The following is a 24,595-nucleotide window of genomic DNA, read 5'->3' as shown; positions in this document are numbered from 1 at the left end:
ACGTTTAGCGAATTCGCAAGCGATGCGCATTCGCTATATGGACCGGGGCTTTGCGGCAAATTGAGTGCCGGAAACTTCTTCTTTCGTCCAATACGCGATTGACGGCGCCAGCCCTGCCGCACAAGGGAAAGTCCTGGGGCGTTTTAGTCAGGGAAACTACCAGGAAAATGCGCGAGAAACGCGTGCGAATGAGCGAAAGCTCAGACGACAAAAAAAGAATTGCCCCATTACGGGGCATTGGATGCTCTCAAGTCAGGTCGTCCCGCTACAAATCGAGAACGAGATTTGAAGTCGGGCGACTGCAGCACATCAACCGCATTCCCTTTTCGATTTCGCGTGGACGAATGCCGCCGTTGTGCTTCATGTCCACGGCGCCTTCGAGCACCTTCGTCTTGCAGGTGCCGCATATGCCCTGGCTGCACGACGACGGCAAGGGCACACCGGCCTTGCGCGCCGCGACGAGCACGGTTTGCGAAGCGTCCATCGTGAACGAGCGGCCCGAGCGCGCCAGTTGCACCGTAAAGCCGGACTGTACGGCCGGTTCCGCCAGCGGCTCCGGGGGACACGCTACGGGTGGCGCGAAGTTGAAGCTCTCCTGATGATAGCGGGACGCGTCGTGGCCGCCTTCGCGGAGCATCTTTCTGGCAGCCTCCATATAACCGGCGGGTCCGCAGACGAATACCTCACGATCCCGGTAGTCGGGCACATGCCTCATCAAGAGATCGAGACTGAGTCGCCCCACGGGACCCGTCCAGGCCGGCTCGCCACCGGGCGCCTCGCAAATGTGAACCACGCGCAGCTTGTTCGAAAGCGCGCACAAGTGCGAAAGCTCGCGACGAAAAATGATGTCTTCCGGCGCTCGCGCGCTATGAACGAACACGATATCGCGGTTCAACCCGAGGTCGAGTGCTGCTCGCGTCATCGACATCAACGGCGTGACACCCGATCCCGCGGAAAGATAAAGACTCTTTGCAGCCGGTGCGCAACAGGGCGTGAACAGGCCGGACGGCCCGCAGGCTTTCAACTCGAGGCCCTCTCTCATGTTCTCGTGAAGCCAGTTCGACATGACGCCGCCCGGCACCCGCTTGACCGTGATGGAAAGCGCATAGGGGCGTGTAGGCGGCGAAGAGATCGTGTAGCAACGGCTGACCTCCTTGCCGTCGATCTCGGCGGACACGGTGATAAATTGCCCCGGCTCGAAGCTGAAAAGCTGACCATCGCGCGTGCTGAACACGAAGCTGCGCACGTCGTGGGTCTCGGCGCACACGCGCGTGCATATGAGCGTGCGTGGCTCGTGACTCGGCCATTGCGCGTCTGCGCGTTCCCACGTGGCTGCACTGCAAAAGCGATCAGGCATTTCCCCGCGCTGCCCAATGAAACATGAATCCGTGGCTACGTTCATGGCGACCTCAGACTCCATGCGCCTTCAGCTTCGCGTCGTACCAGCGCGAAAACTGGTCCAGCGCTGTCTCGGTGAAGTTCGAGAAAGGCCCTGGAATATAGGCGGGATCCTGCGTTCCCGCATGCGTGTTCCCAACGAGCTCCGCGTCCTGGGTCGTCGTCGCGACCCACACTTCCGTGAGCCGTTTCAGGTCGTAGTCGACGCCTTCAACGGCGTCCGCATGAACTAACCAGACCGTGCGCACGAGCGTCTTGTCGGGCGCGAGGGGCAAGCTATAGGCAATCACGGCATGGTCGCTCATCACGTGCGTCCACGAATGGTGGCCCCATAGGTGCATGTCGCCGAGATCGCGCCGCTCGACGCCGCCCAGCAGCTTAGTGCAGGCCACTTTCGTGTCGAGCGTCTGCGACTCGTTCGCGCCCGAGATGACGAGCCGCTGAGTCCGGAAGTTGGTCTCCACGCTTTCGCCGAGCGCTTCGACCGTGCCGCACACATAGCCGTCCTTTTCCCAGTTCTCCTGGCATGCCGTATTGCGCTGCCGATAATCTTCATAGGCCTGCAGCGATGCTTCGCTCTGGCCATCCGGACAAAAACCGAAGTCTTCCGCAAGAAACGAGTTCGTCAGCTCCGGATGCGTGCCGGCACAGTGGTAGCACTCGCGATTGTTTTCCACCACGAGTTTCCAGTTGCCGTTTTCGACGATCTCCATTTCATGGGCGATCTTCGTGCGTGTCAGGTCGTAAGGCGCGAAGCGCGCAGCCATGACCGTTTCGAGCTTTTCAAAGTCGGCGGGCGGCTCGTCTGCGAGGCAGACGAAGATATGCGCGCCCACCGTCTTCACATGAACCGGAATCAGGCTGTGACAGCCTGCGTCGAAGTCTTTGCCCATGTGCGTCGAATGTTTGAGGCAGCCGTCGAGATCGTACGTCCACTGGTGGTACGGACACACGAGCATCCCCACGCTCGCCTTGCCGGGCTTCTTCATGATGCGCGAGCCGCGATGACGGCAAACGTTGCGAAACGCACGCACGTTCTCGTCGTCGTCGCGCACGATCATGATCGACGCCCGCCCGACATCGACCGTGTGGACATCGCCCGGCTCCGGCACGTCGGCGCTCACGCCAACGAGTATCCACAGCTTGTGAAAGAACACCTCGACGTCCGTTTCGAACACGTCCTGACGCCCGAACAATTCGCCGGGCATGCCGTGCCCTTTCTTGCGGCTATCGAGTAGTTCGCGGTGCGTTTGAATTTGAACTTCAGACATGGTGGGCCTCGTGATGAGCTGCGTTTCGCAGCACGTGGGACGCTGGGATGGCGTGAAGTATTGGACCGTCGAAAAGCCCCGTCAACGCGCTTTATAAGCCGCTTCGCATTCGTTTAAATCATGCGAAAATGCGGCGAAACGCAGGGTCCGAAATGGGCCCCCGGCGCTGTTCAGCACGCATCGTCAGGTCAGGAATGAAAACCACCAAAGCAACCAAAGGCTATCGTCGGATCATTCCCTCGCTTACCGCCCTGGTCGAGTTCGAAGCCGTGGCGCGCCTGGGCAGTTTCACCTATGCGGCAAGCGAGCTGGGCGTCACGCAGTCCGCCGTCAGCAGACAGGTCAAGTTCCTCGAAGAAACACTCGGCGTAGCGCTCTTTCATCGGCTGCACCGCTCAATCGACCTGACGAGCGAAGGTGAAGCGCTCTACGTGGTCGTCGCGGAGTCCATGCAAAAGATCGCCGGCGTGTTCGACCGTCTCGTGACGGGAACGGAGCAAAGAGAACTGGTGCTGGCTTCGACCGCGGCGTTTTCGCAATTGCGGCTCTTGCCGCGGCTCGCGAAACTGAAGAAGCTCGATCCCCCTTTGCAACTGCGGCTGTCGACCGAGATGTTTACGGCCGACCTTCGGCATGTCGAAGTCGACGTCGCCGTGCGCTATGGTGACGGCAACTGGCCAGACGGGACCTCGACCTTGTTGTTCGATGTCGAAGTCTTTCCTGTTTGCTCGCCGCGGTTTCTGGAGGAATACGGCATGCCGCGCTCGCTCGACGAGCTGGCGAAAATGGCGCTCGTGGAGTCGGATGCCACGTCCGAAGGATGGATGGTGTGGAACGAATGGTTTCGCGCCGTCGGGTGTCGGCCCGCGCGCCTGAACACGGTGCTGCGGTGCAACCTCTATACCGACGCGATTCAGGCAGTGCGATATGGGCAAGGCATGACACTGGGCTGGAACCGCCTCGTCGACGACCTGCTGCGTGCCGGAGAGCTAGTCCGCATCGACCTCGCGACGTACCGCCCCAGCGATGCTTATTACGTCGTGGTACCCCACGGCCGGACCATCACGCCGGTCATCACGCAGCTCATCGAGTGGCTGCGAGGCGACCCGGCGCCGTGCTGACTTTGCGGGCACTATCGGACGATTACGGGAGCCTCCATGTATCAACGGCACGAGAACCTCGAACAATTCATTCGCGTAGCCCGAACGCTGTTTCAGTCAGCCACGTTGCCAGAAGCCGGCCGCCAGTTAGCCGTGAAAGTATTCGAGCATCTCGAACAGCCATCCGACGACGGCAAGCGCAACAGCTTACGCTATCCCGCCTGTGACCTCCTCGATTCCGCGCTCGCACCGCTGCTCGACGACACCACTAGCTGCGGCGACGCGGCACGCGCCATCAAGCTGCTCGCGCCCGCTATTGGCTGGCAGCGGCGAACGTCGGGAACGAACGGAAGCGAAGACTACGTCGAGAAGCACGTGAATGGCATGATTTGCGGCCCCGGCGGCACGGAAAGCCGTTACGACATCCAGTTGGGCTTTTCGCTGCTCGCGCCTCACACGCGATATCCCGATCATCGGCATCCGCCCGAAGAAGCCTATGTGCTGCTCAGCGCCGGGGAATTCCGCCAACGCGATTCGGACTGGTTCGATCTGGGCATTGGCGGCGGCCTGCACAATCCACGCAACAGCCTGCACGCAATGCGCTCGGGGTCGACCCCGCTCCTCGCGCTGTGGTGTCTGCTGGTATAAGCGCAGGTCGGCTATCGGCCAAGCAAAACGCGGAGCGCGGCAACGCCGGTAATGCGCTGCGGCGGCAGTGCGATATGATCGCGCTTTACTGTGCCGGGAATACCGCTATGCAAGTGCTGGTCGACGCTGACGCCTGTCCTGCCGTCATCAAGGACATGTTGTTTCGGGCCGCGCGGCGTGCCGAAGTCCAGGTGACGCTGGTTGCCAACCAATATCTGCGCACACCGCCGTCGCCCTTCATCAAGTCGATTCAGGTGCCTGCGGGATTCGACGCGGCCGATGCCCGCATCGTCGAACTCGTCGAACCAGGCGACCTCGTGATCACCGCCGACATCCCGCTTGCCGCGGCCGTGCTCGACAAGTGCGCACAGGCGCTCGATCCGCGCGGCAACTGGTTCACGCGTGAAAATATCCAGGAACGGCTGACGATGCGCGACGTCATGGATCAACTGCGCAGTGCAGGCATCGAAACGGGTGGCCCTGCGCCCTTCAGCGCGCGCGATAGCAAGACGTTCGCGGGTCAGCTCGATCGCTTTCTCGCGCGGCATAGCCCGCGGCCGAGCAAACCTGAGTGATCGCGTAGCGCGCGCCGACGTTTGGGATCATCGCATCGCGATCGCCAACGGCACGTGGCCTCACCTACGCGAATCGCGCGCGATTAGAACCGAAATGTTCGCCGCGCGCATCTAACCCCTGCCGTACACAAGGTCTTTTGTCGGATGATTTGACGCCAAAAATGCGGCGTCGAACCGGCAAACCTCACGCTTTCCCGACAGGCCCCTATCCCGCGCACGCCCCGGCGCCACCGGACTTTGCCGCCCATCGCACATGCGACCGGTGATGCGTATTGGGCAGGCACGATAGTTTGGCATCCTTACCGATAGCGTTTCGCTCTTGCCTTCGAGCGGCGACTTTCCTATGATCTTCAAACGCGAATCACTCTCATTCGCATCGAAACATCCTCCGCCCGCGCAAACGGTTGCGCGGTTGCGCCTCGTGAGCCTTTTTTGCCGTATTCGTCCTTCGATGAGGTAACTCGACATGGTTCTTTCCGCACCAGGTGAAAGTTCAATCATGAGTACAACTAATATCAAACCAGGCCCTCCCTCGCCCGTCCTCGACTTCGTGGCGATCGGCCTCGGCCCGTTCAACCTGAGCCTCGCGTGCCTCGCCGACCCAATCCGCGATCTGCGCGGCCTGTTCCTCGAACGCAACGAGGATTTCGACTGGCACCCGGGCATGCTGATCGACGACACCACGCTGCAAAATCCGTTTCTCGCCGACCTCGTGAGTCTCGCGGACCCTAAAAGCAAGTTCAGCTTCCTCAACTACTGCAAGCAGGAAGGCAAGCTCTATGCGTACTACATTCGCGAGCGCTTTTATTTGAGCCGCGCCGAATATAACCGCTACTGCAAGTGGGCCATCAGCCAGCTATCGAGCATCGCGTTCGGCTCGAACGTGGAGCATGTCGAATACGACGCCCAGCACGGCTACTACGTGGTGAGCGGGCGTCACGTGCGCACCGGCCAGCCGTTCACGCACCGAGCCCTGCGCCTCGTGATCGGCGTGGGCTCCGTGCCGCAGTTGCCGCCGTGCTGCGGCGAACTGCGCGAGCGCTGCATTCATAGCGCGCATTATGTCGCGCGCAAAGCCGAGCTGCAGCAAAAGCGTTCGATTGCCGTGATCGGCAGCGGTCAGAGCGCCGCCGAGATCTTCTACGACCTGCTCAAGGAGAGCGACGAGCACGACTACACGCTCACGTGGATCACGCGCTCGCCGCGTTTCTTCCAGATGGAGAACACCAAGCTCACGCTGGAAATGATCTCGCCCGACTATATCGACTACTTCTACAACCTGCCGGACGGCGTGCGCGAAAACATCATCGCCAAGCAGGACAGTCTTTACAAGGGCGTGAACGCCTCGCTCATCAACCAGATTTACGACCTGCTCGACGACCGGCGCAGCCGCGGCAGCCATAGCGCGCGCCTCATTACGAATTCCGAGCTGAGCGCCTGTCATTACGACCGTATCGACGACCGCTTTCATTTGCGCTTCGTGCAGCGCGACGAGGGCGTGCAATACACGCATGTGACCGATGGCGCGATCTTCGCGACCGGCTATGGGCAGAACGTGCCCGGCTTCATCGACGGCATTCGCGCTCGCATCACTTGGGACGACAAAGGGCGCTACCGCCTCTCGCGCAACTACGCCATCGACGTGAGCGGGCGAGAGATCTTCGTGCAAAACGCGGGGCTCTACAGCCACGGTCTGACCAACCCCGACCTTGGCATGAGCTGCTATCGCAACTCCTGCATTCTGCGCGAGCTGACCGGTGTCGAACACTACAAGATCGAGCGGCGTATCGCGCTGCAGGACTTCTCCGTGCCCGACACGGAAGCGTTCGTGAAAGTGCCACTGGAGGCGCAATGAAGCTGCGCAGCACCATCATTCTGATGACGACCTTTGCCGTGATCAGCGACGCGATCCTGATTCCGTTCTACCCGCAATTCTTCGCGGCGCGCTATGGCGTGACGAGTCCTGTCCACGCGGGCGCCTATGTGGCGTTCATCTCGATCGTCGTGATGTTCACGCTGCCGCTCTGGGCGCGCATGGCGAAACGCCTCGACGCCATGCATCTGCTCGTCTACACGCAGTGCGCCGCTGGCGTGTTTTCGGTAGCCAGCTATTTCGCGCCTACCGTGGCGCTCTTCTGGGTGCTCTCGCTCGCGATGTTCATGTGCAAAAGCAGCTATCTGCTGATGTACCCGTACATGATGCGGCTCGAAGCGAAGGAATCGCACGCGCATACCATCGGCGTGCTTTCGGTTGTCGTGCACTTCGGCGCGATTGCGGGCGCGGTGGCGGGCGGCTTCGTCATGCAGTTCTGGGACGCGCATCACTGCATCTTCGCGATGGCCGCCGGCGACTTCGTGCAAATGGCGATCTGCCTTTCGTTGATCCGCACGCATGGCATCGCACGACGCTGCCGGTTCGCGGGGAGCGCCGACGAAGCACAGCCAAGACCGAGCCTGCGTGCGCGCATGCCGATCCTGCGCCTCGCCGTGCTCATGCTCGCCTTCGACTTTTGCGTCTATCTCATCCGGCCGTTCATGGCGTCGTACTGGCAAGCGGTCACGCACGCACCCGGCGAGCTGGTTCCGGGGCTCGTGTTCGCGATTCCCGGCATGGTCGCGCTCGTTGCGCTGCGCCTGAACAAGCGCCTCGCCGCGCAGGGCAAGCGCGTGCCCGACCACATGCTCGCGAACCTGCTGCTGTGCACTGCCGGCATGCTGCTGCAAGGCGTGGAGGCGCCGCTGTGGATCGTGGTGGGTCGCGTGATGTTCGGCTGGGCGCTGTTCCAGATCGTCGTGAAGCTCGACGTGACGATGTTCGCACTGAGCACGCCCGCCTCCTATGCCGCCGACTACAGCGTCATCAACTTTTTCCAGAACCTGGGCGTACTGCTGGCCTCGTTCGCGGCCGGCGCCATTGTCGACGAAGCCGGTTTGCGCGCGCCTTTCTTCATCGCCTCCGCGGGCCTCGTTGTCACGGCGCTTGCGAGCGTCTGGCTGCTCGCCCGCCCTCGCGTCCAAAGCGCCGCCCTTCCCAACCCGATTGCCGAAACAGGAGTCACCGCTCGTGCGAACTGAAATCGCTGCCGACGAAGTCGCGTTGCGTCATGCCGCGGCTGCACGCATCGCGAGACCCGAGGCCTTCCATATCCGCGCTCTCGATGCGCAACGCGACGCGCCCACGCTGCACCGCTGGTTCATCGAAGAACGCGCGGCATTCTGGAACATGCGCGACAAGAGCGTGGCGGACGTGGCCGCGTTCTATCAGGCGATCGAGGACTCGGGGCACGCGCGCGCCTGGCTCGGGCTGCACGATGGCGTGCCCGCCTTCCTGTTCGAAAGCTACGACCCGGCGCACGAAGAAATCGGCGAACACTACGACGTGCGCGCAGGCGACCTCGGCATGCACCTGTTCGTCGGGCCCGCTGCTACACGCAGATCCGGCTATACGCGCCACGTGTTCGAAACACTCATGGCGTTTCTGTTCGAGCGCCTTGGCGCTGAACGCATAGTCGTCGAGCCCGATGCGCGCAACGCACGCATACACGCCCTGAACCGTGCGATGGGCTTCGTATACACGAAGGACGTCGCTTTCCACGAAAAGATCGCCTCGCTCGCGTTTTGTACACGAGCTGATTTTTACACCGCCATTATGCAGGATCACTAAGTTATAAAAGGAAATCGCATCATGAATCACATCGCAACCCAAGGCTCCATGCAACACGTTCTCCTCACGCCCCACGAGGCCGCCGCCCACCTCACCCCCGAAGTCTGGCAGCGCGCGAACCGCATGCTGGTACGCAAGGCCATTGCCGAGTATGCGCACGAGTTGATCGTCGAGCCACAGCGCGTGGGCGACGCCCCCGGCGAGCATTACGACCGCTATACGCTGGAATCCGACGACGGCACGCGCGTCTACACGTTCGACGCGCGCCTGCTCGCACTGCGGCACTGGAGCATTCGTGCCGAAACGATCGTGTGCTCGCAGGACGGCGCGCCTGAACCGCTCGATGCACTCGCTTTCATTCTCGACGTGAAAGCGCGGCTTGGCATCAGGGAGGAAATGCTGCCCATCTACCTCGACGAAATCAGCAGCACGCTCTATGGCGCAGCCTACAAGGCCGTGAAGGATGGCCCGAACACGCCCGAACTCCTGAACGCCGACTTCCAGGCGATCGAAACCGCGATGAGCGAGGGGCATCCCGGCTTCGTCGCCAACAACGGGCGGCTAGGCTTCGATGCAGGCGATTATCGCGCGTTCGCGCCCGAGGCCGGTTCGCCCATCCAGATCGTCTGGCTCGCGGTGCACAAGGAGAACGCCGCGTTCCACAGCGCCGCCGACCTCGACTACGAACAACTCATGGAAGAAGAACTGAGCGTGGAGACCATTGCGCGCTTTCGCTCGACGGTCGAAGCGCGCGGCGTGGACTTCGCCGACTATCGGCTGATGCCGGCGCACCCGTGGCAGTGGTTCAACAAGCTTTCGATCGCGTTTGCCAGCTATGTCGCGACCCAGCGCATCATCTGCCTCGGCTACGGCGACGACCGCTATTCAGCCCAGCAGTCGATCCGCACGTTCTTCAATCTCTCGGATCGTTCGAAGCGTTATGTGAAAACGTCGCTCTCGATTCTCAACATGGGCTTCATGCGCGGACTCTCGCCGTACTACATGTCGGGGACGCCCGCCATTAACGACTACATCAAGGGCCTGGTGGCGAGCGATCCATATCTGCGGGACAAAGGGTTCACTATCCTGCGTGAAGTCGCGTCCATCGGCTTTCGCAACCGCTATTACGAGGGTGCCGTACAGGCGGATAGCCCCTACAAGAAGATGTTTTCGGCGCTCTGGCGCGAGAATCCGCTGAATCTCGCGAGACAGGGCCAGCGGCTCATGACCATGGCCGCACTGCTGCATACGGACCGCCATGGCGACGCGCTCCTGCCCGCGCTGATCGAGGCTTCGGGGCTCACGGCGCAGGCGTGGCTCGAACGGTACATGGAGGCATATCTCGCGCCGCTCGTTCATTGCTTCTACGCGCACGATCTCGTGTTCATGCCGCATGGCGAGAATCTCATCCTCGTGCTCGAAAATCATGTGCCCGTGCGCGCGATCATGAAGGACATCGCCGAAGAGTCGGCCATCCTCAACAAGGACGCGCAGCTTCCGGAAAACGTCAAGCGCCTGGCCGTGGACGTGCCCGAACGCGTCAAGCTGCTCGCGATCTTCATCGACGTGTTCGACGGCTTTTTCCGCTACATGAATCAGGTCCTCGTCGAGCACGGTTGCTGCACGGAAGAGGTGTTCTGGAACACGGTGGCGCGCTGCGTCGCGCGCTATCAGGAAGCGCACCCACAACGGGCAGCCAAATACTCCGAATACGACCTCTTCGCGCCGGAGTTCCTGCACTCGTGCCTGAACCGTCTGCAACTGGGCAACAACCTGCAGATGGTCAATCTCGCCGATCCCGCTGGCAACCTGAAGATGGCGGGCAATCTGCGCAATCCGCTCGCGGGCAGGCGCGGCGCGCTGCAAGACGCCGCGCACGCCAATGGCATGAGCGCCGAAGCGGTCGCGGCGTAAGCATGGCGGCGAACCGTGCGCTCGACGACATGCTGCGTCTCGCCGCGCGGCTCGTGCCGGGGTTGAGGGGCGTGGTGGCAGCGCGCCCTGCGCAGGGGCTCGTGCATACGCGCCCGGCGCCGCAAGGCGGCGAGTCCAATCGCGCCGCCCTCGAAGCGATGCTCGACTACTGGTCGCGCACCTATCCCGAGGCGGGCCGCCCCTACTGGTCGTTGCGCTGCTGGGGCATTCTGATCTGGCAACCGCTCTATTTGAGCGTGATCGGGGTCCATGCCTCGCGTGTATCGCTGTCACTGCGAGACATTGCACAGCCGATTGCCGACGGCTGGACTCACGCGGTCCACCTACGCGATCACGAACCGGCGCAAGACGACACGCACGCGTTGATCGCTCACGCCGCGCGCGAAATCGCTTCGTGCAGCGAGCAGATGCAAGACGAGCTAATGCCGGTGATCCGTCTGAACCCGGCATCCGTGCGCGGCACGCAGGCCGACGTGGTGCTCGCCGCACTCCTTGCGGCACGCAAGGCGCGGCCAGAATGGAGCGACGCGCAGGTCGAGGAACATGGGCGGCAGTGGCTCGCGGCGCTCGGTCTGCAGGGTCACTCAGGCTATTTCGCGTTCTCGCGCACGGACGGCGCGCGTGCATTGGCGCTCGAGCGCCGCACCTGCTGCTACCACTACCGCCGCCGCGACGGCGAACTCTGCAGCACCTGCCCGCGGCTCGACAAACATGAACGCATCGTGCGCCTGAACGCGCAGCACGAAACAGGATGAAACCGACCGATGAACGATATCAGTGACCTCGCGCATCTTGCGCTGCCGCCCGATACGCAGGAGGCGCACGCGCAGTTGCCCGCGAGCGCCTATTTCGACGAGGGGCTGTTCGAGCGCGAGATGGCGCGTATCTTCGCGCATTCGGCGCGATACGTGGGCCACGAACAGTCGGTGCCCGGGCGCGGCGACTGGCGGCACCTGCCGCAGGACGAAGGCGGCCGCGTGCTGGTGCGCGGCGAGCATGGCGTGCAGCTGCTTTCGAACGTGTGCCGCCACCGGCAGGCGCTCATGCTGGGCGGCACGGCTGGCAACGTCAGCGCCCCTGCTCAAGGCAACCTTGCCGCAAGTGGCGGCAACATCGTGTGTCCGTTGCATCGCTGGACATACGCCCCTGGCGGCGAACTGATCGGCGCGCCCGAGTTCGAGCGCAAACCCTGCCGCAATCTGGAACGATTCGAACTCCGAAATTGCTACGGACTGCTCTATGAGGGTCCACGCGAACCCGCGCGCGACATGGCGCGCGTGTTTGTGCGCCCCGAGTTCGACTTCTCCGGCTACGTTCTCGATCACGTCGAAACGCATACCTGCCGGTACAACTGGAAGACCTTTATCGAAGTCTATCTGGAGGACTATCACGTCGCGCCATTCCACCCTGGACTCGGGCGCTTCGTGACCTGCGAAACGCTCGACTGGGAATTCGCCGATACGTACAGCCTGCAACGCGTGGGCGTGCACGCCGCGCTTGCGCAACCGGGTTCGGAAATCTATCGCGCGTGGCACGACAGGCTGCTCGAGTATCGCGGCGGCGCGGCGCCCGAGTTCGGCGCCATCTGGCTCGCGTATTTTCCGACTCAGATGATCGAGCTCTACCCGCACGTGCTCGTGGTCTCGACGCTCTATCCGAAGAGCCCGCAGGAAACGCTCAACGTGGTGGAGTTCCATTACCCCGAGGAGATCGCGGCATTCGAGCGCGAATTCATCGAGGCGCAGCGCGCCGCGTATCTGGAAACGATGATCGAGGACGACGAGATCGCAGAACGCATGGACGCCGGACGTCTGCGGCTGAACCGGCGCGGCGTCAGCGACGCCGGGCCCTATCAGTCGCCGCTAGAAGACGGCATGCGGCATTTTCATGCGTGGTACCGGCGCGCGCTTGCGGGACCGCTCGCGTGAGCCGTGCGAAACCGCGCGAGGCGCGCGGTTTCGCAAAGGCGCGGCCGATCAAACGCTTGCCCCTTGCTCCCCGCGTTACGCGCCCGCCGCCTCGCTCAAACTCGGATAATCCGTATAGCCTTGCGCAGCGCCACCAAAGAAGCCGTTGCGATCCGCCGCGTTCATCGCCGCGTTGCGCTGCAGGCGGGTGACGAAATCCGGATTCGCCAGCACCATCTGACCGTAGGACTCCAGATCCGCGAGTCCCGTCGCCACATCGTCGCCAATCTGCTCGCGCGCGCGGCCAGCCCGGTTCACGATCAACGCACCCTTCCACAGCTTGCGAATGTCCGCCAGCAACGCCTCGTCGCCCTGATGCGCGATGTGCAGATAAGCAAGACCCCGCTTGTCGAGTTCGGCGACCAGATAGCGGTAAAGGTCGGGGCCTTGCGCGCCTTCGTCGATACCCCACAGGGTCGTGCCCGGCGAGAGCCGGATGGCCGTACGGTCCGCGCCGATTTCCGCGGCAATGGCGCCCGCGACTTCGAGCGCAAAGCGGGCGCGGTTTTCCATCGAACCGCCGTATTCGTCGGTGCGCGTATTGGCGCTCGGCGCGAAGAATTGCTGAACCAGATAGGCATTCGCACCGTGGATTTCGACGCCGTCGGCGCCGGCATCGACCGCGCGGCGGGCCGCAGCGCGGAAGTCCTCTACCGTCTGGCGGATTTCCGCGGTGCGCAGGGCACGCGGCACGGGAATGTCCTGCATGCCGCCGGCCGTGAACATGCCCGCGCCCGGCGCGATGGCGGAAGGCGCGACGCCCGCGCGATGGTGCCGCGTATTGTCGGGATGCGACATGCGGCCCGCGTGCATCAGTTGAATGAAGAGATGGCCGCCTCGCGCATGCACGGCCGAGGCGACCTTTTTCCACCCGGCGACGTGGGCGTCGCTATAAATGCCCGGGGTGGTGAGGTAGCCCTGCCCGTCTTCAGAAGGCTGCGTGCCTTCGGTGACGATCAATCCAACGCTCGCGCGCTGGGCGTAATACTCGGCGGCCAGTTCTCCGGGCGTGCCGTCGGCCTGCGCGCGCGAGCGCGTCATGGGAGCCATGACCAGACGGTTTGACAGCGTGTAACGCCCAACGCGCACGGACTCGAAAAGCTTGCTCATGATGATCACCTCGACTGGTTTGAATAGACACATCATCGCCTGCTTCACAGCTGGGATAAATATGGTAATTTGGATAACATTGATCCGTTGATGGAGCAGTCAAGGTGGAGTTACTGAACGACATGGCCTTGTTCGTGGAGGTCGTCAAAGCCAAGGGGTTTCGCAGTGCCGCAGAGGCCACGGGCATGCCGAACTCCACCCTCTCGCGCCGCATCAGCGGCCTGGAGAAGGCAATCGGCTTGCGCCTCTTGCATCGCACGACGCGCAAGATCGAGTTGACCGAAGCGGGCCAGATCTACTTCGAGCGCTGCAAACGCATTGTCGATGAAGCGCGCCTCGCGCACGAGCAGCTAGGCGACATGGTCGCGCAGCCCAGCGGCGTGCTGCGGGCCTCGTTTCCGGTCGATTTCGCCGTCACCTATCTCGCGCCCTTGATCGCCGAATTCGCGGGCCTGTACCCCGCCATCTCGTTCGATTTCGAACTGAATCCGCGGCGTGTCGATCTGGTGAGCGACCCGTTCGACGTGGCGATCCGCATGGGAAAGTCCGAGAGCTCGCAACTCATTGCGCGTCTGCTGGCGTCGCTCACGCCTTACCTGTATGCCTCCCCGGGCTATCTCGCACGCGCGGGCGAGCCAGCCAAACCGGCCGACCTGGAGCACCATGAATGCCTTGGCATCCTGAAGACCGGCACGTGGACCTTGCACGACGCAAAGCGCGCGAGCACCGTTGCGGTGAGTGGGCGGTTCGCGCTCAACAGCGTCGGCATGATCCGCCGCCTTGCCACCCTCGATATGGGCATCGTGCTGTTGCCGGAAGAAATCGTCGCCGACGAGGTGGCCAGCGGGACGTTGCGGCGGATTCTGCCGCACTGGCGTGGCACGCCTACGCCGGTCTACGCTATGACGGAAACGCGCCTGCTGCCGGCGAAGACGCAGCGCTTCATCGAGTTTCTTCGCGAGCGGCTGGCGCGTTAGCGCGCCAGCCGAGGACGTGTGACGCAGGCCGATGGGGTCTCAGCGACTTTCAACCATTGAGCTTGGGTTTGACGAGGCGATTCGCACCGCGATTGTCCTGACCGTTATCTTCGATCTGATACACGCGCGTACGCACTGCGGGAAGCTCGGGGGGCTCTTGCGTGATTCCCCATGCACTCAACAAGCCGTCAAACGACGCACCTGCCGGCGACGTGCGGGGCTCCGGCAGAGGCACGCCGGTTGACCGGTAGCGCGCGGTTCCTCGCGCACTCGCACCGGTATTGATGCGCTCGGCAGCGCCATTGCGCATGGCGTAGCGAACGACATCGGAGGCTTCGCGCGAACTCATCAAGCCCGACGCCGTCATTTCGCTGACCGATGCACTTTCGCGTTGCGCCAACCAATGCAGCAGCGTGAGCGCACTAGCGTGAACCTTCATTACTGGCCTCTCCCGTCTTTATCGTGTTCTTGTTTCCGGCACAGATCACGCGACGCACTGGACGGATTTCGCAGAACCCCGGAGCGGCTGGCACGCCGCGCGTTTGCAATCATATTTATTTGCTCATCCGAGGCTAACGGCAAGCCACAGCCGAATCTTTAGCGCAATCGATGAATTTATGCCGGCCGCCGCTTCGTAATGAAAATGTAGGCATTCGATATGCAATCGATCAAGCCGCGTGCAGGCTCGGTGCGTCATCCCACATACGGGCTGAGCGCGGGTCGTCACAATCGACGCGGCCGCCCGGGCTGGCGGCGAATGATGCACAACACATAAAAGGCCGTCTGGCGCATCGAGGCGAGTGCGACACTCAACACGCGCGAGGGGTTCGAATGGAGTCGATCACTTTTGGTCAGTGCGTGAAGGGCGCGTGGCGCGATGGCTGGCGATACCTGCGCTACCGTCCGGCGTTGGCGATTGCGCTTGCACTCTACGCGTGGCTGTCGTCGTTCCTCCTGGACGCACTGCGCCCCGACAGGACACCGCCGTTCAGGCTGCTCGCCTACGCTCCGCTGGGCGTCTTCGCATTGGTGGACAGCGCGGTTTTTGCGCTCTTCGTCATGCACGCCATACGCTTCGTACTGCTTGAAACCGGTTCGACGAATACACAACCGGTCTCGCGCCTGAGCTATTGGCGATTTTTTGGCTGCACCTGGGGATTCGTCCTGATCGCGCTGGTGATCTGCTGCCTCGCCATGGCGCCGTACGTCGGACTGTCCATCGGGTTGATGATCTGGCTCGCTCGCACATCGAAAACCGCGCTGGATCACCCCCCTGTCGAAGCGCGCATTCTGATACCGGTCGTCGGGGCGGCTTTCGGGCTGATTGGCGGAGCCATTAGTTGTTTCGTGCTCACCCGGCTAAGTCTGCTGCATACGCACGTCGCCATTGGCGGCAAGCTGAAAATACGCGACGTCTGGGCCGATACGCGTGGGCACTTCTGGAGCATCTGGTCCACACAGTTCCGCGCCGGGCTGCCAGTGCTCGCTGCATGGACGGCGGTCGCGGCCTACGAGCTTGCCGCGCGGCGCCAGGGCCTCGCTTCGCTCAACGCGCTCAACACCTTCGGCACGCCCACCAACGTCCTCACCGCCTTCGGCTCGCTCTATCTTGGCGCACCGTGTTCCGCCTGGCTGTACCGGCGCTACGCCAATGCCGTGAAGACGGGCCTCGCCCGCTGAAGCCCGCTTACGACGCCGCCACGCGCCGGGTGAACAGCCGCCGCGTCAGGTCGAACGCAACGAGGTTGCCCGAGACGACCAGCAACAGGCCGACAACGGCAAGCAAGGACCAGTGGTAGCCCTCGTAGACCGTCGAAACCGCCAGCGCCACGATCGGGAACAAGACCGTGCAATACGCCGCGCGCTCGGGCCCGATGCGGCCAACCAGCGTCAGGTAGGCCGTGAAACCGATCACCGAACCCGCCACGACGAGCCAGGCCAGCGCGCCGAGGTAGCGCGCATCCATGTCGAGCCTGAACGGCAGTCCGGCCAAGGCGCTGCCGGCCACGAGCACCGCGGTGCCGATCAGCATGGCCCAGCCGTTCGTGACGAGCGGATTGAGCCCCATCGACTGCATGCGGCTCGACAGCAAATTGCCCGTGGAAAAGCACAGCGTGCCGAGAAACGCCACGGCGAGGCCGAGCCACGCGGTCTGATCGCCGATATGGCCGGCCATCTGCTGCACAAAAAGGCACACGATCCCGATCAGACCCAGCGCGGCCCCGCCCACGGCCGTGGGTTGCAGCGGCCGGCCCATGAAGATGCGCCCGTTGATCGAATTCAGAAGCGGCGCGGTCGAGAACACCACGGCGACCAGTCCGCTCGGCACGATGTTCTCGGCGTAGTAAAAGCACAGGAAATTGAGGCAGAAAAGCGCCAGCCCCTGGGCGACGAGATAGCGCCATGCCGCGCGAGGCGGCCATATGGGGCGGCGCATTGCGGCCAGCAGCGCGAACATGAGCAGCGCCGCGAGCCCGAAACGCCAGGCGATCGAAACAGGCGCGGGCACGACGCCGAGCTGCCACTTGATCGCGATCCAGGTGGTGCCCCAGATCAGCACGGTCAGTACGTAGAGTAAAAGATTCATTGCTGGATAAGACCTCGAGTCGATACCCCGACTTTGGCGCACAGGAGCGGCGTGGACTTGTCCAGGATTGCGCATTTCTCGCCTGTAGCCGGGCGCCGCCGGCAAACGGCGGGGTGCGCGAGTATACTTTGGAGGTCTGCCTCGAAAAACCGCTTTCACATCCCCACCGCCGACTTGCGGCCCGCCGCTCCTACCATGAACGCCCAGGTGCCGCTTCCCGCGCCCTCGCTCGCTGAAACGCCCTTTGGGCTGCATTCGGTGTGCCGCACGCTGAGCGCAGCCAATGCGACGCTCGAGCGCTTCGCCTGGCTCGGCGACCAGTTCGCGGCCGCCGTCTGGACGCGCGAAACGCGCGAGGCCGAGACTGTCTACGAGCGGCCGGGGCATCACACGCTGTCGTGCTATCTCGACGGCGGCTACCGCACGGAGCGGCAGAAACTGCCCGGCGTGTATGGCGCGCCGAGCCGGCTCTGCGCACTTCCCGGCGACCATGAATCGCGCTGGTGGGTGCGTGGCCACATGCATTTCATGCATCTGTATTTCCTGCCCGAGCACTTCACGCGGCGCGCGGTGCGCGAACTCGACCGGGAACCCCGCGAACTCACGCTGGCGGACCGCACCTATTTCGAAGACGAGCGGATTGCCGTGCTGTGCCAGGCGCTGGCCAACGAGGACTGGGCCGATCCCGAGGGGCTCCTGCGCAGCAACGCAACGGCGCATGAAGTGCTGAGCCTGCTGCTGCAGAGTCAGGGCGTACGGCGGCCGGGCGCGGCCCTCAAGGGCGGTCTCGCCGTGTCGACGCGGCGGCGCCTGCGCGACTACATCGACGCCCATCTGGGCGAGACCCTCACGCTCGGCGCACTCGCCGATGTGGCATGCCTGTCCGAATACCATCTCGCACGCATGTTCCGCGCCTCGTTTGGCCAACCGCCGCATGCATGGATTGCGGCTCAGCGGCTCGAGCGCGCCCGCCTGCTGCTGCGCACGACCGCGCTGCCGCTCGCGCAGATCGCAGCCGAGTGCGGGTACGCGAACGCGAGCCACTTCAGCCATCGCTTTCGCGATGCATTCGGCGCCGCGCCGAATATCTATCGTCAAGCATTCCTGAAGTAGTCTTGTGCGCCTCGATCCTGCCGCGCATGGCTCCATGTTTTGACGCGCCGCTGGGTCTTGTCGCGGCCAATGGGCCTGCCTATCGTGACGTCATGCCCTCGACGTTCACCGACAAGAGCCCGTCATGTTCCGAACCATCGTCGAACAGACTTCGCGCGTTAGCGCCGCGTTTCCGTTGTCGCCTGCCCTGCGCGCAGTCTTGCGCGGCAGCGCCATTCTCTTTGCGGCGGTGATGGCGTTACTGCTTGCGCTGCTGCTCGCCCCCAGCAGCACCCGCGCCAATTTCGCGCTGTGCATTGCATCGCAGTCCGAATTACCTGCCACGCACAACAAGGCAGATTCGCTCACTGCCACGTCACTCGCCATCTTGCAATGCATCAACTAGCCGCCATGTTCAATCAGCAATAATCCCACACGCGCGCGAGGCTTTGTCACAATGAACGCCACGCGCCGGCAAGGCGGCGCACTTCTCGAAGGAGATCGTAATGACGGAGCTTGTGACTTGCCTGTGGTTCGATGAAGGCAGAGCGCGCGAAGCGGCGGAGTTCTACGCCGCGACGTTTCCGGACAGCCATGTCGTGGCAGGCCATGCTTCCCCCATACCGGGCATCGGCGCGGGGGCGGAACTGATCGTCGAATTCACGGTGCTCGGCCGGCGCTACGTGGGCCTGAACGGCGGCCCCAACTTCCAGGCGAATCAAGCCGTGAGCTTCATGGTCGAGACCCATAGCCAGGAAGAAACCGACCGCTACTGGAACGCCATCGTCGGCAACGGCGGTGAGGAATCGGACTGCGGCTGGTGCAAGGACCGCTGGGGGTTTTCGTGGCAAATCACGCCCAAGCGCCTGCTCGAATGCGTCTTCGGCGCCGATCGCGAAGCCGGCAAGCGCGCCATGGAAGCGATGATGCAAATGCGCAAGATCGACATCGCCACAATCGAGCGCGCCGCCGCCGCGAAGTAAGCGGCGCGTTGCCCACCCTGGACGCCACGCGGTCATTGCGCGGCTGGCACGCAGATGGCGTCAACATGGCGCGCGCGACAGCCATGACGCGAGCAGGGAACGATACCTGCGGAATGCCCTCGTACGCACATGGGCGGCGGCGCAGTTCGTCACTTGCCGCCCTGCCATTCATCGAGCGGTGGGCGCCAGCCTCAGCGGCGCCTTTCGCGATGCTTGCGAGGGCACCATGGAGTCGCGCCAGGGGCGTTCGATCGAAGTCGACTTTTTCCGCGGCGTCGTGCTGATCGTGATCGTGCTCGATCACATTCCGGGCAGCGCCTTGTCTCATGTGATGCTGCACGCGTACGCGCTATGCGACTCCGCCGAGGTATTCGTGTTTCTCGGCGGCTATGCGTCGGCTGCGGGCTATATGGCCGTGCGCGCGCATCGCGGCGTGAGCGCGGCGCAAGGGCGGTTCCTGCGGCGCAGCTGGGAAATCTACCGGGCCTATCTGCTGACCGCCCTGCTCACGCTCGTCTCGGGTGCACTGCTCGCGCTCTTGCACCTGAACCCCGCCGCCGCCGAGTTGAGCGGTTGGGCGTCGTTCGCCACGCATCCCGTGCGCGAGACTATGCACGTCGTGTTGCTCGCGCGTCAGCCCTGGCTGTCGAGCGTGCTGCCGATGTATGTCATATTTGCGCTGTGCGTGCCGGCTGCGGTGCCCTTCGCGCGCCGCGCGCCGCTCTGCACGCTGTCCTGCAGTTTGCTGCTCTGGGCCTTCGCGCCGCTGCTCGCCGCGTTTGTCGGCGCGAGCACGTTCGCGAACTGGCCGTTCGACCCGTTTGCATGGCAGTTGATGTTCGTATTCGGCATGCTGTGCCGGCTGCACCCGGTTCCGCCCGGTTTCAAGACCTCGCAAACCGCGCGCTGGCTGGTGCGATTCGCGTTCGCCGCCATGGTGCTGTTCGCGGCGCTTAAATGGTTCGTTCTGGTTCAACCCATGCCTGGTGACATGAAACAGCATCTCGCCTTCGGGCGTGTCGTCAACTTCATCGGCATTGCCATGGTGGCGGCGTATTTCGTTCATCGCGGGACCATCGCGCGGATCGCCGCGCGCCTGCCCGCCGTCGTGACCGTGGGCCGTACGGGGCTCGTCTGTTTCGTCGGCGGCACGCTGATCTCGGTGATCGTCGACACCGCCACGCCTCACGCGCTGCACGGCGCGGCGGCGTTCGGCGCGGCGCTGGCCGGCGACATGGTCGCGATCGGCGCGACGCTCATGCTCGCCCGAGCCTGGCGCGGCACGCTCGGCCGCCAGAAGGGGAAGGTTCGCGAGAGCGTCAACGGAGCCCGCTGCGGATGAGGCGACGGGGCAAGCACGCACGCGCATCCCTCAAGGCGATCGCCGTCGCCACGCTCACGCTCATCGCCAGCGGTCGCGCCTTCGCTCAGCACACGCCTGCGCAGCCGCTGCACTGCGTCGACCTTGCCGGCGCGCTGCTGCCGCCCGCGAGCATCGGCTTGCCCACCAATGGGGCGCTCGTGCAGAGCGCCGCGATGATCCCCGCGACCGCCACAGGCAATCTCAACGGCGACTTCTGCCGCTTGACCGGCGTGATACGCGCCCAGAGCGCCGGCACGCCGGACATCCGCTTCGAAGTGAACCTGCCGGGCCGCTGGAACGGCCGCGCGCTGCAGTTTGGCGGCGGCGGCTACAGCGGCGCGCTCGTGACGGGAACCGGCCCGATGCCCTTCTCGCCCGACCGCGCGCCGCTCGCGCGCGGCTATGCGACCTTCGGCGACGACTCAGGCCACAACGGCACGTCGTCGGAGGCGAACTTCGGACTGCTTGAAGAAGCCGTGACGAACTTTGGCTACGCCCATTTGAAGAAGGCGCATGACGTTGCCCTCGCACTGATCACGCTCGGCTACGGGCGGCCGCCGGAGCACATGTATTTCGCAGGCGGCTCGACGGGCGGCCGCGAAGGCTACACCGTGATCCAGCGCTATCCCGACGACTACGACGGCGTGATCGCGAATTCGCCCGCGCTGAATTTTTCGGGCGTGCGCTTGACAGGCGTGGTGGTGGGCCAGCGCGAATACCGCACGCCGGGCGGCTATCTTTCGCCGCAACTGCTGGAGCACGTGTACGCGCGCACGATGCAGGTGTGCGATGCACTCGACGGCGCCGCGGACGGCCTCATCAGCGACGTCGAGCGTTGCCGCGAGAAAGAGCCCGAGATCATCGACTCGCTGCGTTGCGCCTCGCAGGACCAGCCGGATCGCCAGCATGCCGCCCCTGACGACTGCCTCACGCCGCCGCAGATCGCGACGCTCGCGAGCCTGCGCGACGGCCTGCGCCTGCCTTATGCGCTCGCCTGGGGCGCGGACAGCTATCGCGGCTACAACGTCTTCCAGGGCACACGCTTCACGAGCATGCTGGGCCTCGCGCATTCGCCGCAGCGCCTCGCGCAACTGGGCTTCGTGACCAACGGCTACCTGTACGCGCAGGGGGATGCCTACCTCAAGTATTTCATCACGCACGACCCGACGTTCGACTCGACGAACTTCGACGTGATGCATCCCGGCCGCTACCAGGAGCGGCTTTTCACGCTGTCGACCACGATCGGCGCGATGAATCCGGACGTCTCGCGCTACCTCGCGCGCGGCGGCAAGCTCATCACCTTGCAGGGACTCGCCGACGAGGTGATCAGCCCGAACCAGACGATCGCGTATTACCAGGGGCTGATCGAGCGCTACGGCGAAGCGCGCGTGGACAGTTTCATGCGGCTTTACATGGTGCCGGGTTACCAGCACGGCAACGGCGTGTTCATTCCCTCCGTCGATCTGCTCGGCGCGCTCGACGATTGGGTCACGCACGGCAGCGCGCCGCAAACGCTGTTCGCGACCGACATCGCGCAGGCCACGAACGGCCGCACGCGGCCGCTGTGCCGCTACCCCGCGTTCCCGCGCTATCTAGGCCGTGGCAATCTGAATCTCGCGGCCAATTTCACGTGCGTGATGCCATAGCGAGCCATGCGCAACGCTGTTCGCTACGCGTTCTGAGCCCGGCGCGCGGCACGCTGCGGCAACACCACGATGCAGCCGACGATAAAGATCACCAGCAGCACGGATGCATATAGCCGGCTGAACTGCAGGCCGCCATCGGCCACCGGCTTGTCGAGCAGGTCGCCCAGCGTCGCGCCTAGCGGACGCGTGAGCACGAACGCGAACCAGAAGAGCGCCGTGCGCGAAACGCGCGGCCACAACCACAGCAGGCCCACGATCACGAGGCTCGCGCCAAAGATCGCGGCGCCGAATTCGTAGCCGACGCCCAGGCCGCCACGATCCTCGCCCGCCACCCAGTCGCCCAGCGCCGTGCCGAGCGTTTGGGAAAACAGGATCGTAATCCAGTAAAACCACTCGACGCGCGGCGTCGCGACGCTCTCGATCGAAACCGTGCCTTCTACGCGATACCAGAGCGCGAGGCTGGCCACGAGCAGCAGCAAAATGATCGACACGCCGCCGGGATAGCCCACGCCGAGCGAGCGGTCGCAGAAGTCGGCGAGCGTCGTGCCGAGGGTGGTCGTGGCGACGATAGTCGCCCAATAGAGCCAGGGGTAGAAGCGCTGTGCGCGGATCTGCGCCGACACCAGCACGACGAAACATGCCAGGAAAATCAGCGTGCCGGCCAGATAGCCCAGGTTCAGCGACATCGTCACCCAGTCGCCGCCAGTTTCGCCGAGCGTGGTGCAAGCAATCTTGATGATCCAGAAGCCGAATGTCACGGCGGGGACCTTGCTGAGCGCTTCGTCGACGAAACTTCGCGTAATGGTAGACATGAATCCTCCTTGCGCCGCATGAGGGGCGGAACGATATAGCCTCGCACTATATGCCGCCGTTGCTTAACTAAGCCTTAACCACGACGCGATACGCGCAAGCCTTGCGCTGTTGTTCGTGCCCATTGCTCGTGCATAAGCAAGCTCTAAGGTTGGCTGCGTAATCTGGACACATGCGTCGTGGCAATCTGTGACAGCCGGGCGGCGCGATGTTGAATGACGTTATTGAAATCTCGCTCATTCATTAGCAATCCGAAGTTATTTTTACCGTATGGAGTCAGCATCATGAAACTTGTACTTGCTACTGCTATTGTCTCGCTCGGCGTCGTCCTGTCCCCCGTCGCCTTCGCGCAGGGTGGCGACTACCCGATACAACGCACGCAGATCCAGCAACAGACCGATCCGCAGCACGCGAACACGCAACGCCCCGACGATTCCGGCTACGGAATGGGAAACTCGGGCACCTCGAACGCCTCTATGGCGCAAACATCGCGCCATGCCGCGCTGATGTCACACGAGGACCGCAGCGATCTGTTCGCGCATCATTGATGCGTAAGCCGATCGCCGCGATGGTCTGAAGCGCGGCCCAATCGCGTTTTTGCACGCGTCTTTACAGGCTTATTCACACGCCGCCGCGCCGCTTGTCCCGCGCCAGTTCGTTCGGCGGCAAGGTGTCGCTTTCCTGCAGGGGTTCACCGGCATGCCGTCGCTTGCCGGCCTGATCGCTGGCGTTGTTCGGCCTGTCTCCTTCTACATCGTATTCGGCGGCAACCTGTTTTTCGGCGCGGCCCCAGTATTCGTCCGCCCGGCCTTCGGGCGCGCCGTCATCTTCCCAAAGTTGATAGGCGCGTTTGCGGATGCGCTCTTCCCGTTCGTCATTCATGGTCATTCCTCCAATGTGGTGTGCGCGAGCAGCGTTGCAACCGGCCAGAACCGCGGCTGCGGCTGACGCGCTGCCGGTGCAACGAGCAAACACGCAACGAGCAAACACGATGCCCGTTGCGTGCATCATACTCACGCCACTACCGTCGAATCCCTGCTGAGGAAAAACGCTGATGACCGACACCAACACGCTACGGCCCTTCGCTTTTGTGCTTGCCGTTCAGGACCTCGATCGCAACACCGCGTACTTTCGCGACGTGCTCGGCTTTCGCGTGGATTGGGCCGATGCGACCGACTGGCGCCTCGTCGCGAGGGGCGGCGTGCGCATCATGCTCGGCCATTGCCCCGATGCGCTGCCGCCGGCGGCAACGGGCGATCACAGCTATTTCGGCTATCTGGAAGTCGACGACGTGAATGCGCTGCACGACGAAATCGCGCAAAAAGGGGCCATCGTACTGCAGCCTCCGGTCGATCGTCCGTATGGCATGCGTGAATGCACCGTCGCGACGCCGGACGGCCACCGGTTCGTCGTGGGTCAGTCCATGGCCTGACCCACGCGCGATAACGGGCGTTTCATAACATCCGTAC

General features: G+C 63.4%; 25 protein-coding genes. 18 read left to right on the top strand and 7 right to left on the bottom strand.

The annotated features are described in order from the left end of the window. Positions 1-265: 265 nt before the first annotated feature. Both FAZ97_RS30940 and FAZ97_RS30935 read right to left on the bottom strand, forming a co-directional pair. A complete protein-coding gene (locus tag FAZ97_RS30940; protein WP_158762599.1) occupies positions 266-1,402 on the bottom strand; it encodes a hybrid-cluster NAD(P)-dependent oxidoreductase in 1,137 nt (378 codons plus the stop codon). Positions 1,403-1,409: 7 nt separating this feature from the next. Next, positions 1,410-2,669 (bottom strand): aromatic ring-hydroxylating oxygenase subunit alpha, encoded by a 1,260-nt coding sequence (locus FAZ97_RS30935; protein WP_158762598.1) that lies wholly within the window; start codon positions 2,667-2,669, stop codon positions 1,410-1,412. Between the two features lie 194 nt (positions 2,670-2,863). On the opposite strand from FAZ97_RS30935, the gene FAZ97_RS30930 reads away from it, so the two are divergent. From FAZ97_RS30930 to FAZ97_RS30890, 9 genes are all read left to right on the top strand, one after another. Further along, positions 2,864-3,790: a LysR substrate-binding domain-containing protein gene (locus tag FAZ97_RS30930; RefSeq protein ID WP_158763333.1), complete on the top strand. Its 927-nt coding sequence runs from the start codon at positions 2,864-2,866 to the stop codon at positions 3,788-3,790. Positions 3,791-3,826: 36 nt separating this feature from the next. Further along, a complete protein-coding gene (locus tag FAZ97_RS30925) occupies positions 3,827-4,417 on the top strand; it encodes a dimethylsulfonioproprionate lyase family protein (RefSeq protein WP_158762597.1) in 591 nt (196 codons plus the stop codon). Between the two features lie 107 nt (positions 4,418-4,524). Then, on the top strand, positions 4,525-4,992 hold the full coding sequence (locus FAZ97_RS30920) for a YaiI/YqxD family protein (RefSeq protein WP_158762596.1): 468 nt from the start codon (positions 4,525-4,527) through the stop codon (positions 4,990-4,992). 499 nt (positions 4,993-5,491) lie between these two features. Further along, the gene (locus FAZ97_RS30915) at positions 5,492-6,847 is read left to right on the top strand and encodes a lysine N(6)-hydroxylase/L-ornithine N(5)-oxygenase family protein (RefSeq protein WP_199272224.1); all 1,356 of its coding nucleotides are present in this window, start codon (positions 5,492-5,494) and stop codon (positions 6,845-6,847) included. Then, positions 6,844-8,067, top strand: a complete 1,224-nt coding sequence (locus FAZ97_RS30910; protein WP_158762594.1) for an MFS transporter — start codon at positions 6,844-6,846, stop codon at positions 8,065-8,067. The genes FAZ97_RS30915 and FAZ97_RS30910 overlap by 4 nt, the downstream gene beginning before the upstream one ends. Continuing rightward, a complete protein-coding gene (locus tag FAZ97_RS30905) occupies positions 8,057-8,656 on the top strand; it encodes a GNAT family N-acetyltransferase (RefSeq protein WP_158762593.1) in 600 nt (199 codons plus the stop codon). The genes FAZ97_RS30910 and FAZ97_RS30905 overlap by 11 nt, the downstream gene beginning before the upstream one ends. A 21-nt stretch (positions 8,657-8,677) precedes the next feature. Beyond that, positions 8,678-10,570 (top strand): IucA/IucC family protein, encoded by a 1,893-nt coding sequence (locus FAZ97_RS30900; RefSeq protein WP_407671940.1) that lies wholly within the window; start codon positions 8,678-8,680, stop codon positions 10,568-10,570. A 2-nt stretch (positions 10,571-10,572) separates the two neighbouring features. Next, on the top strand, positions 10,573-11,346 hold the full coding sequence (locus tag FAZ97_RS30895; RefSeq protein ID WP_158762592.1) for a siderophore ferric iron reductase: 774 nt from the start codon (positions 10,573-10,575) through the stop codon (positions 11,344-11,346). A gap of 9 nt (positions 11,347-11,355) precedes the next feature. Beyond that, positions 11,356-12,519 (top strand): aromatic ring-hydroxylating oxygenase subunit alpha, encoded by a 1,164-nt coding sequence (locus FAZ97_RS30890; protein ID WP_158762591.1) that lies wholly within the window; start codon positions 11,356-11,358, stop codon positions 12,517-12,519. Between the two features lie 75 nt (positions 12,520-12,594). Here FAZ97_RS30890 and FAZ97_RS30885 read toward each other — a convergent pair whose 3' ends face one another. Next, complete coding sequence (locus tag FAZ97_RS30885) at positions 12,595-13,668, bottom strand: alkene reductase (RefSeq protein WP_158762590.1); 1,074 nt, start codon at positions 13,666-13,668, stop codon at positions 12,595-12,597. Between the two features lie 104 nt (positions 13,669-13,772). On the opposite strand from FAZ97_RS30885, the gene FAZ97_RS30880 reads away from it, so the two are divergent. Beyond that, positions 13,773-14,645 (top strand): LysR family transcriptional regulator, encoded by an 873-nt coding sequence (locus tag FAZ97_RS30880; RefSeq protein WP_158762589.1) that lies wholly within the window; start codon positions 13,773-13,775, stop codon positions 14,643-14,645. A gap of 49 nt (positions 14,646-14,694) precedes the next feature. On the opposite strand, the gene FAZ97_RS30875 is transcribed toward FAZ97_RS30880, so the two are convergent. Continuing rightward, the gene (locus tag FAZ97_RS30875) at positions 14,695-15,084 is read right to left on the bottom strand and encodes a hypothetical protein (protein ID WP_158762588.1); all 390 of its coding nucleotides are present in this window, start codon (positions 15,082-15,084) and stop codon (positions 14,695-14,697) included. Between the two features lie 392 nt (positions 15,085-15,476). Here FAZ97_RS30875 and FAZ97_RS30870 point away from each other — a divergent pair, with 392 nt between their 5' ends. Next, entirely contained in the window at positions 15,477-16,325 is an 849-nt protein-coding gene (locus tag FAZ97_RS30870; protein WP_158762587.1) for a hypothetical protein, read from the top strand. 7 nt (positions 16,326-16,332) lie between these two features. Here FAZ97_RS30870 and FAZ97_RS30865 read toward each other — a convergent pair whose 3' ends face one another. Further along, the gene (locus FAZ97_RS30865; RefSeq protein WP_158762586.1) at positions 16,333-17,232 is read right to left on the bottom strand and encodes a DMT family transporter; all 900 of its coding nucleotides are present in this window, start codon (positions 17,230-17,232) and stop codon (positions 16,333-16,335) included. A 195-nt stretch (positions 17,233-17,427) separates the two neighbouring features. Here FAZ97_RS30865 and FAZ97_RS30860 point away from each other — a divergent pair, with 195 nt between their 5' ends. The 5 genes from FAZ97_RS30860 to FAZ97_RS30840 all read left to right on the top strand — a co-directional run bounded on the left by FAZ97_RS30860 (position 17,428) and on the right by FAZ97_RS30840 (position 22,316). Continuing rightward, a complete protein-coding gene (locus tag FAZ97_RS30860; RefSeq protein WP_158762585.1) occupies positions 17,428-18,345 on the top strand; it encodes a helix-turn-helix domain-containing protein in 918 nt (305 codons plus the stop codon). 124 nt (positions 18,346-18,469) lie between these two features. Beyond that, positions 18,470-18,730: a hypothetical protein gene (locus FAZ97_RS30855; RefSeq protein ID WP_158762584.1), complete on the top strand. Its 261-nt coding sequence runs from the start codon at positions 18,470-18,472 to the stop codon at positions 18,728-18,730. Positions 18,731-18,830: 100 nt separating this feature from the next. After that, complete coding sequence (locus FAZ97_RS30850; RefSeq protein ID WP_158762583.1) at positions 18,831-19,307, top strand: VOC family protein; 477 nt, start codon at positions 18,831-18,833, stop codon at positions 19,305-19,307. A 226-nt stretch (positions 19,308-19,533) separates the two neighbouring features. Further along, positions 19,534-20,649: an OpgC domain-containing protein gene (opgC, locus tag FAZ97_RS30845; RefSeq protein ID WP_158762582.1), complete on the top strand. Its 1,116-nt coding sequence runs from the start codon at positions 19,534-19,536 to the stop codon at positions 20,647-20,649. Further along, a complete protein-coding gene (locus FAZ97_RS30840; protein WP_158762581.1) occupies positions 20,646-22,316 on the top strand; it encodes a tannase/feruloyl esterase family alpha/beta hydrolase in 1,671 nt (556 codons plus the stop codon). The genes opgC and FAZ97_RS30840 overlap by 4 nt, the downstream gene beginning before the upstream one ends. A 23-nt stretch (positions 22,317-22,339) precedes the next feature. Here FAZ97_RS30840 and FAZ97_RS30835 read toward each other — a convergent pair whose 3' ends face one another. Beyond that, complete coding sequence (locus FAZ97_RS30835; protein WP_158762580.1) at positions 22,340-23,128, bottom strand: COG4705 family protein; 789 nt, start codon at positions 23,126-23,128, stop codon at positions 22,340-22,342. 282 nt (positions 23,129-23,410) lie between these two features. Between FAZ97_RS30835 and FAZ97_RS30830 the strand changes: the two genes are divergently transcribed. Further along, the gene (locus FAZ97_RS30830; protein ID WP_158762579.1) at positions 23,411-23,674 is read left to right on the top strand and encodes a hypothetical protein; all 264 of its coding nucleotides are present in this window, start codon (positions 23,411-23,413) and stop codon (positions 23,672-23,674) included. Positions 23,675-23,747: 73 nt separating this feature from the next. Here the strand turns inward: FAZ97_RS30830 and FAZ97_RS30825 are convergent, their stop codons facing one another. Further along, a complete protein-coding gene (locus FAZ97_RS30825; RefSeq protein WP_158762578.1) occupies positions 23,748-24,008 on the bottom strand; it encodes a DUF2934 domain-containing protein in 261 nt (86 codons plus the stop codon). 172 nt (positions 24,009-24,180) lie between these two features. Between FAZ97_RS30825 and FAZ97_RS30820 the strand changes: the two genes are divergently transcribed. Continuing rightward, positions 24,181-24,558, top strand: coding sequence for a VOC family protein (locus FAZ97_RS30820; RefSeq protein ID WP_158762577.1), 378 nt, complete (start codon positions 24,181-24,183; stop codon positions 24,556-24,558). The last annotated feature ends 37 nt before the right edge of the window (positions 24,559-24,595 follow it).

Source organism: Paraburkholderia acidiphila (assembly GCF_009789655.1).
In the GTDB taxonomy this organism is placed as follows: domain Bacteria; phylum Pseudomonadota; class Gammaproteobacteria; order Burkholderiales; family Burkholderiaceae; genus Paraburkholderia; species Paraburkholderia acidiphila.
The sequence above is the reverse complement of the archived record's forward strand: the minus strand, read 5'-3'. Positions and strand labels throughout refer to the sequence as shown.

What these genes read in the sequence shown, in the direction of transcription:
- FAZ97_RS30890 (WP_158762591.1), top strand. Translation starts at nt 11,356, where the DNA reads ATGAACGATATCAGTGACCTCGCGCATCTTGCGCTGCCGCCCGATACG.
- FAZ97_RS30895 (WP_158762592.1), top strand. Translation starts at nt 10,573, where the DNA reads ATGGCGGCGAACCGTGCGCTCGACGACATGCTGCGTCTCGCCGCGCGG.
- opgC (WP_158762582.1), top strand. Translation starts at nt 19,534, where the DNA reads ATGGAGTCGCGCCAGGGGCGTTCGATCGAAGTCGACTTTTTCCGCGGC.
- FAZ97_RS30900 (WP_407671940.1), top strand. Translation starts at nt 8,678, where the DNA reads ATGAATCACATCGCAACCCAAGGCTCCATGCAACACGTTCTCCTCACG.
- FAZ97_RS30825 (WP_158762578.1), bottom strand. Translation starts at nt 24,008, where the DNA reads ATGAATGACGAACGGGAAGAGCGCATCCGCAAACGCGCCTATCAACTT.
- FAZ97_RS30870 (WP_158762587.1), top strand. Translation starts at nt 15,477, where the DNA reads ATGGAGTCGATCACTTTTGGTCAGTGCGTGAAGGGCGCGTGGCGCGAT.
- FAZ97_RS30940 (WP_158762599.1), bottom strand. Translation starts at nt 1,402, where the DNA reads ATGAACGTAGCCACGGATTCATGTTTCATTGGGCAGCGCGGGGAAATG.
- FAZ97_RS30875 (WP_158762588.1), bottom strand. Translation starts at nt 15,084, where the DNA reads ATGAAGGTTCACGCTAGTGCGCTCACGCTGCTGCATTGGTTGGCGCAA.
- FAZ97_RS30935 (WP_158762598.1), bottom strand. Translation starts at nt 2,669, where the DNA reads ATGTCTGAAGTTCAAATTCAAACGCACCGCGAACTACTCGATAGCCGC.
- FAZ97_RS30920 (WP_158762596.1), top strand. Translation starts at nt 4,525, where the DNA reads ATGCAAGTGCTGGTCGACGCTGACGCCTGTCCTGCCGTCATCAAGGAC.
- FAZ97_RS30865 (WP_158762586.1), bottom strand. Translation starts at nt 17,232, where the DNA reads ATGAATCTTTTACTCTACGTACTGACCGTGCTGATCTGGGGCACCACC.
- FAZ97_RS30835 (WP_158762580.1), bottom strand. Translation starts at nt 23,128, where the DNA reads ATGTCTACCATTACGCGAAGTTTCGTCGACGAAGCGCTCAGCAAGGTC.
- FAZ97_RS30885 (WP_158762590.1), bottom strand. Translation starts at nt 13,668, where the DNA reads ATGAGCAAGCTTTTCGAGTCCGTGCGCGTTGGGCGTTACACGCTGTCA.
- FAZ97_RS30860 (WP_158762585.1), top strand. Translation starts at nt 17,428, where the DNA reads ATGAACGCCCAGGTGCCGCTTCCCGCGCCCTCGCTCGCTGAAACGCCC.
- FAZ97_RS30850 (WP_158762583.1), top strand. Translation starts at nt 18,831, where the DNA reads ATGACGGAGCTTGTGACTTGCCTGTGGTTCGATGAAGGCAGAGCGCGC.
- FAZ97_RS30915 (WP_199272224.1), top strand. Translation starts at nt 5,492, where the DNA reads ATGAGTACAACTAATATCAAACCAGGCCCTCCCTCGCCCGTCCTCGAC.
- FAZ97_RS30910 (WP_158762594.1), top strand. Translation starts at nt 6,844, where the DNA reads ATGAAGCTGCGCAGCACCATCATTCTGATGACGACCTTTGCCGTGATC.
- FAZ97_RS30820 (WP_158762577.1), top strand. Translation starts at nt 24,181, where the DNA reads ATGACCGACACCAACACGCTACGGCCCTTCGCTTTTGTGCTTGCCGTT.
- FAZ97_RS30925 (WP_158762597.1), top strand. Translation starts at nt 3,827, where the DNA reads ATGTATCAACGGCACGAGAACCTCGAACAATTCATTCGCGTAGCCCGA.
- FAZ97_RS30930 (WP_158763333.1), top strand. Translation starts at nt 2,864, where the DNA reads ATGAAAACCACCAAAGCAACCAAAGGCTATCGTCGGATCATTCCCTCG.
- FAZ97_RS30840 (WP_158762581.1), top strand. Translation starts at nt 20,646, where the DNA reads ATGAGGCGACGGGGCAAGCACGCACGCGCATCCCTCAAGGCGATCGCC.
- FAZ97_RS30830 (WP_158762579.1), top strand. Translation starts at nt 23,411, where the DNA reads ATGAAACTTGTACTTGCTACTGCTATTGTCTCGCTCGGCGTCGTCCTG.
- FAZ97_RS30855 (WP_158762584.1), top strand. Translation starts at nt 18,470, where the DNA reads ATGTTCCGAACCATCGTCGAACAGACTTCGCGCGTTAGCGCCGCGTTT.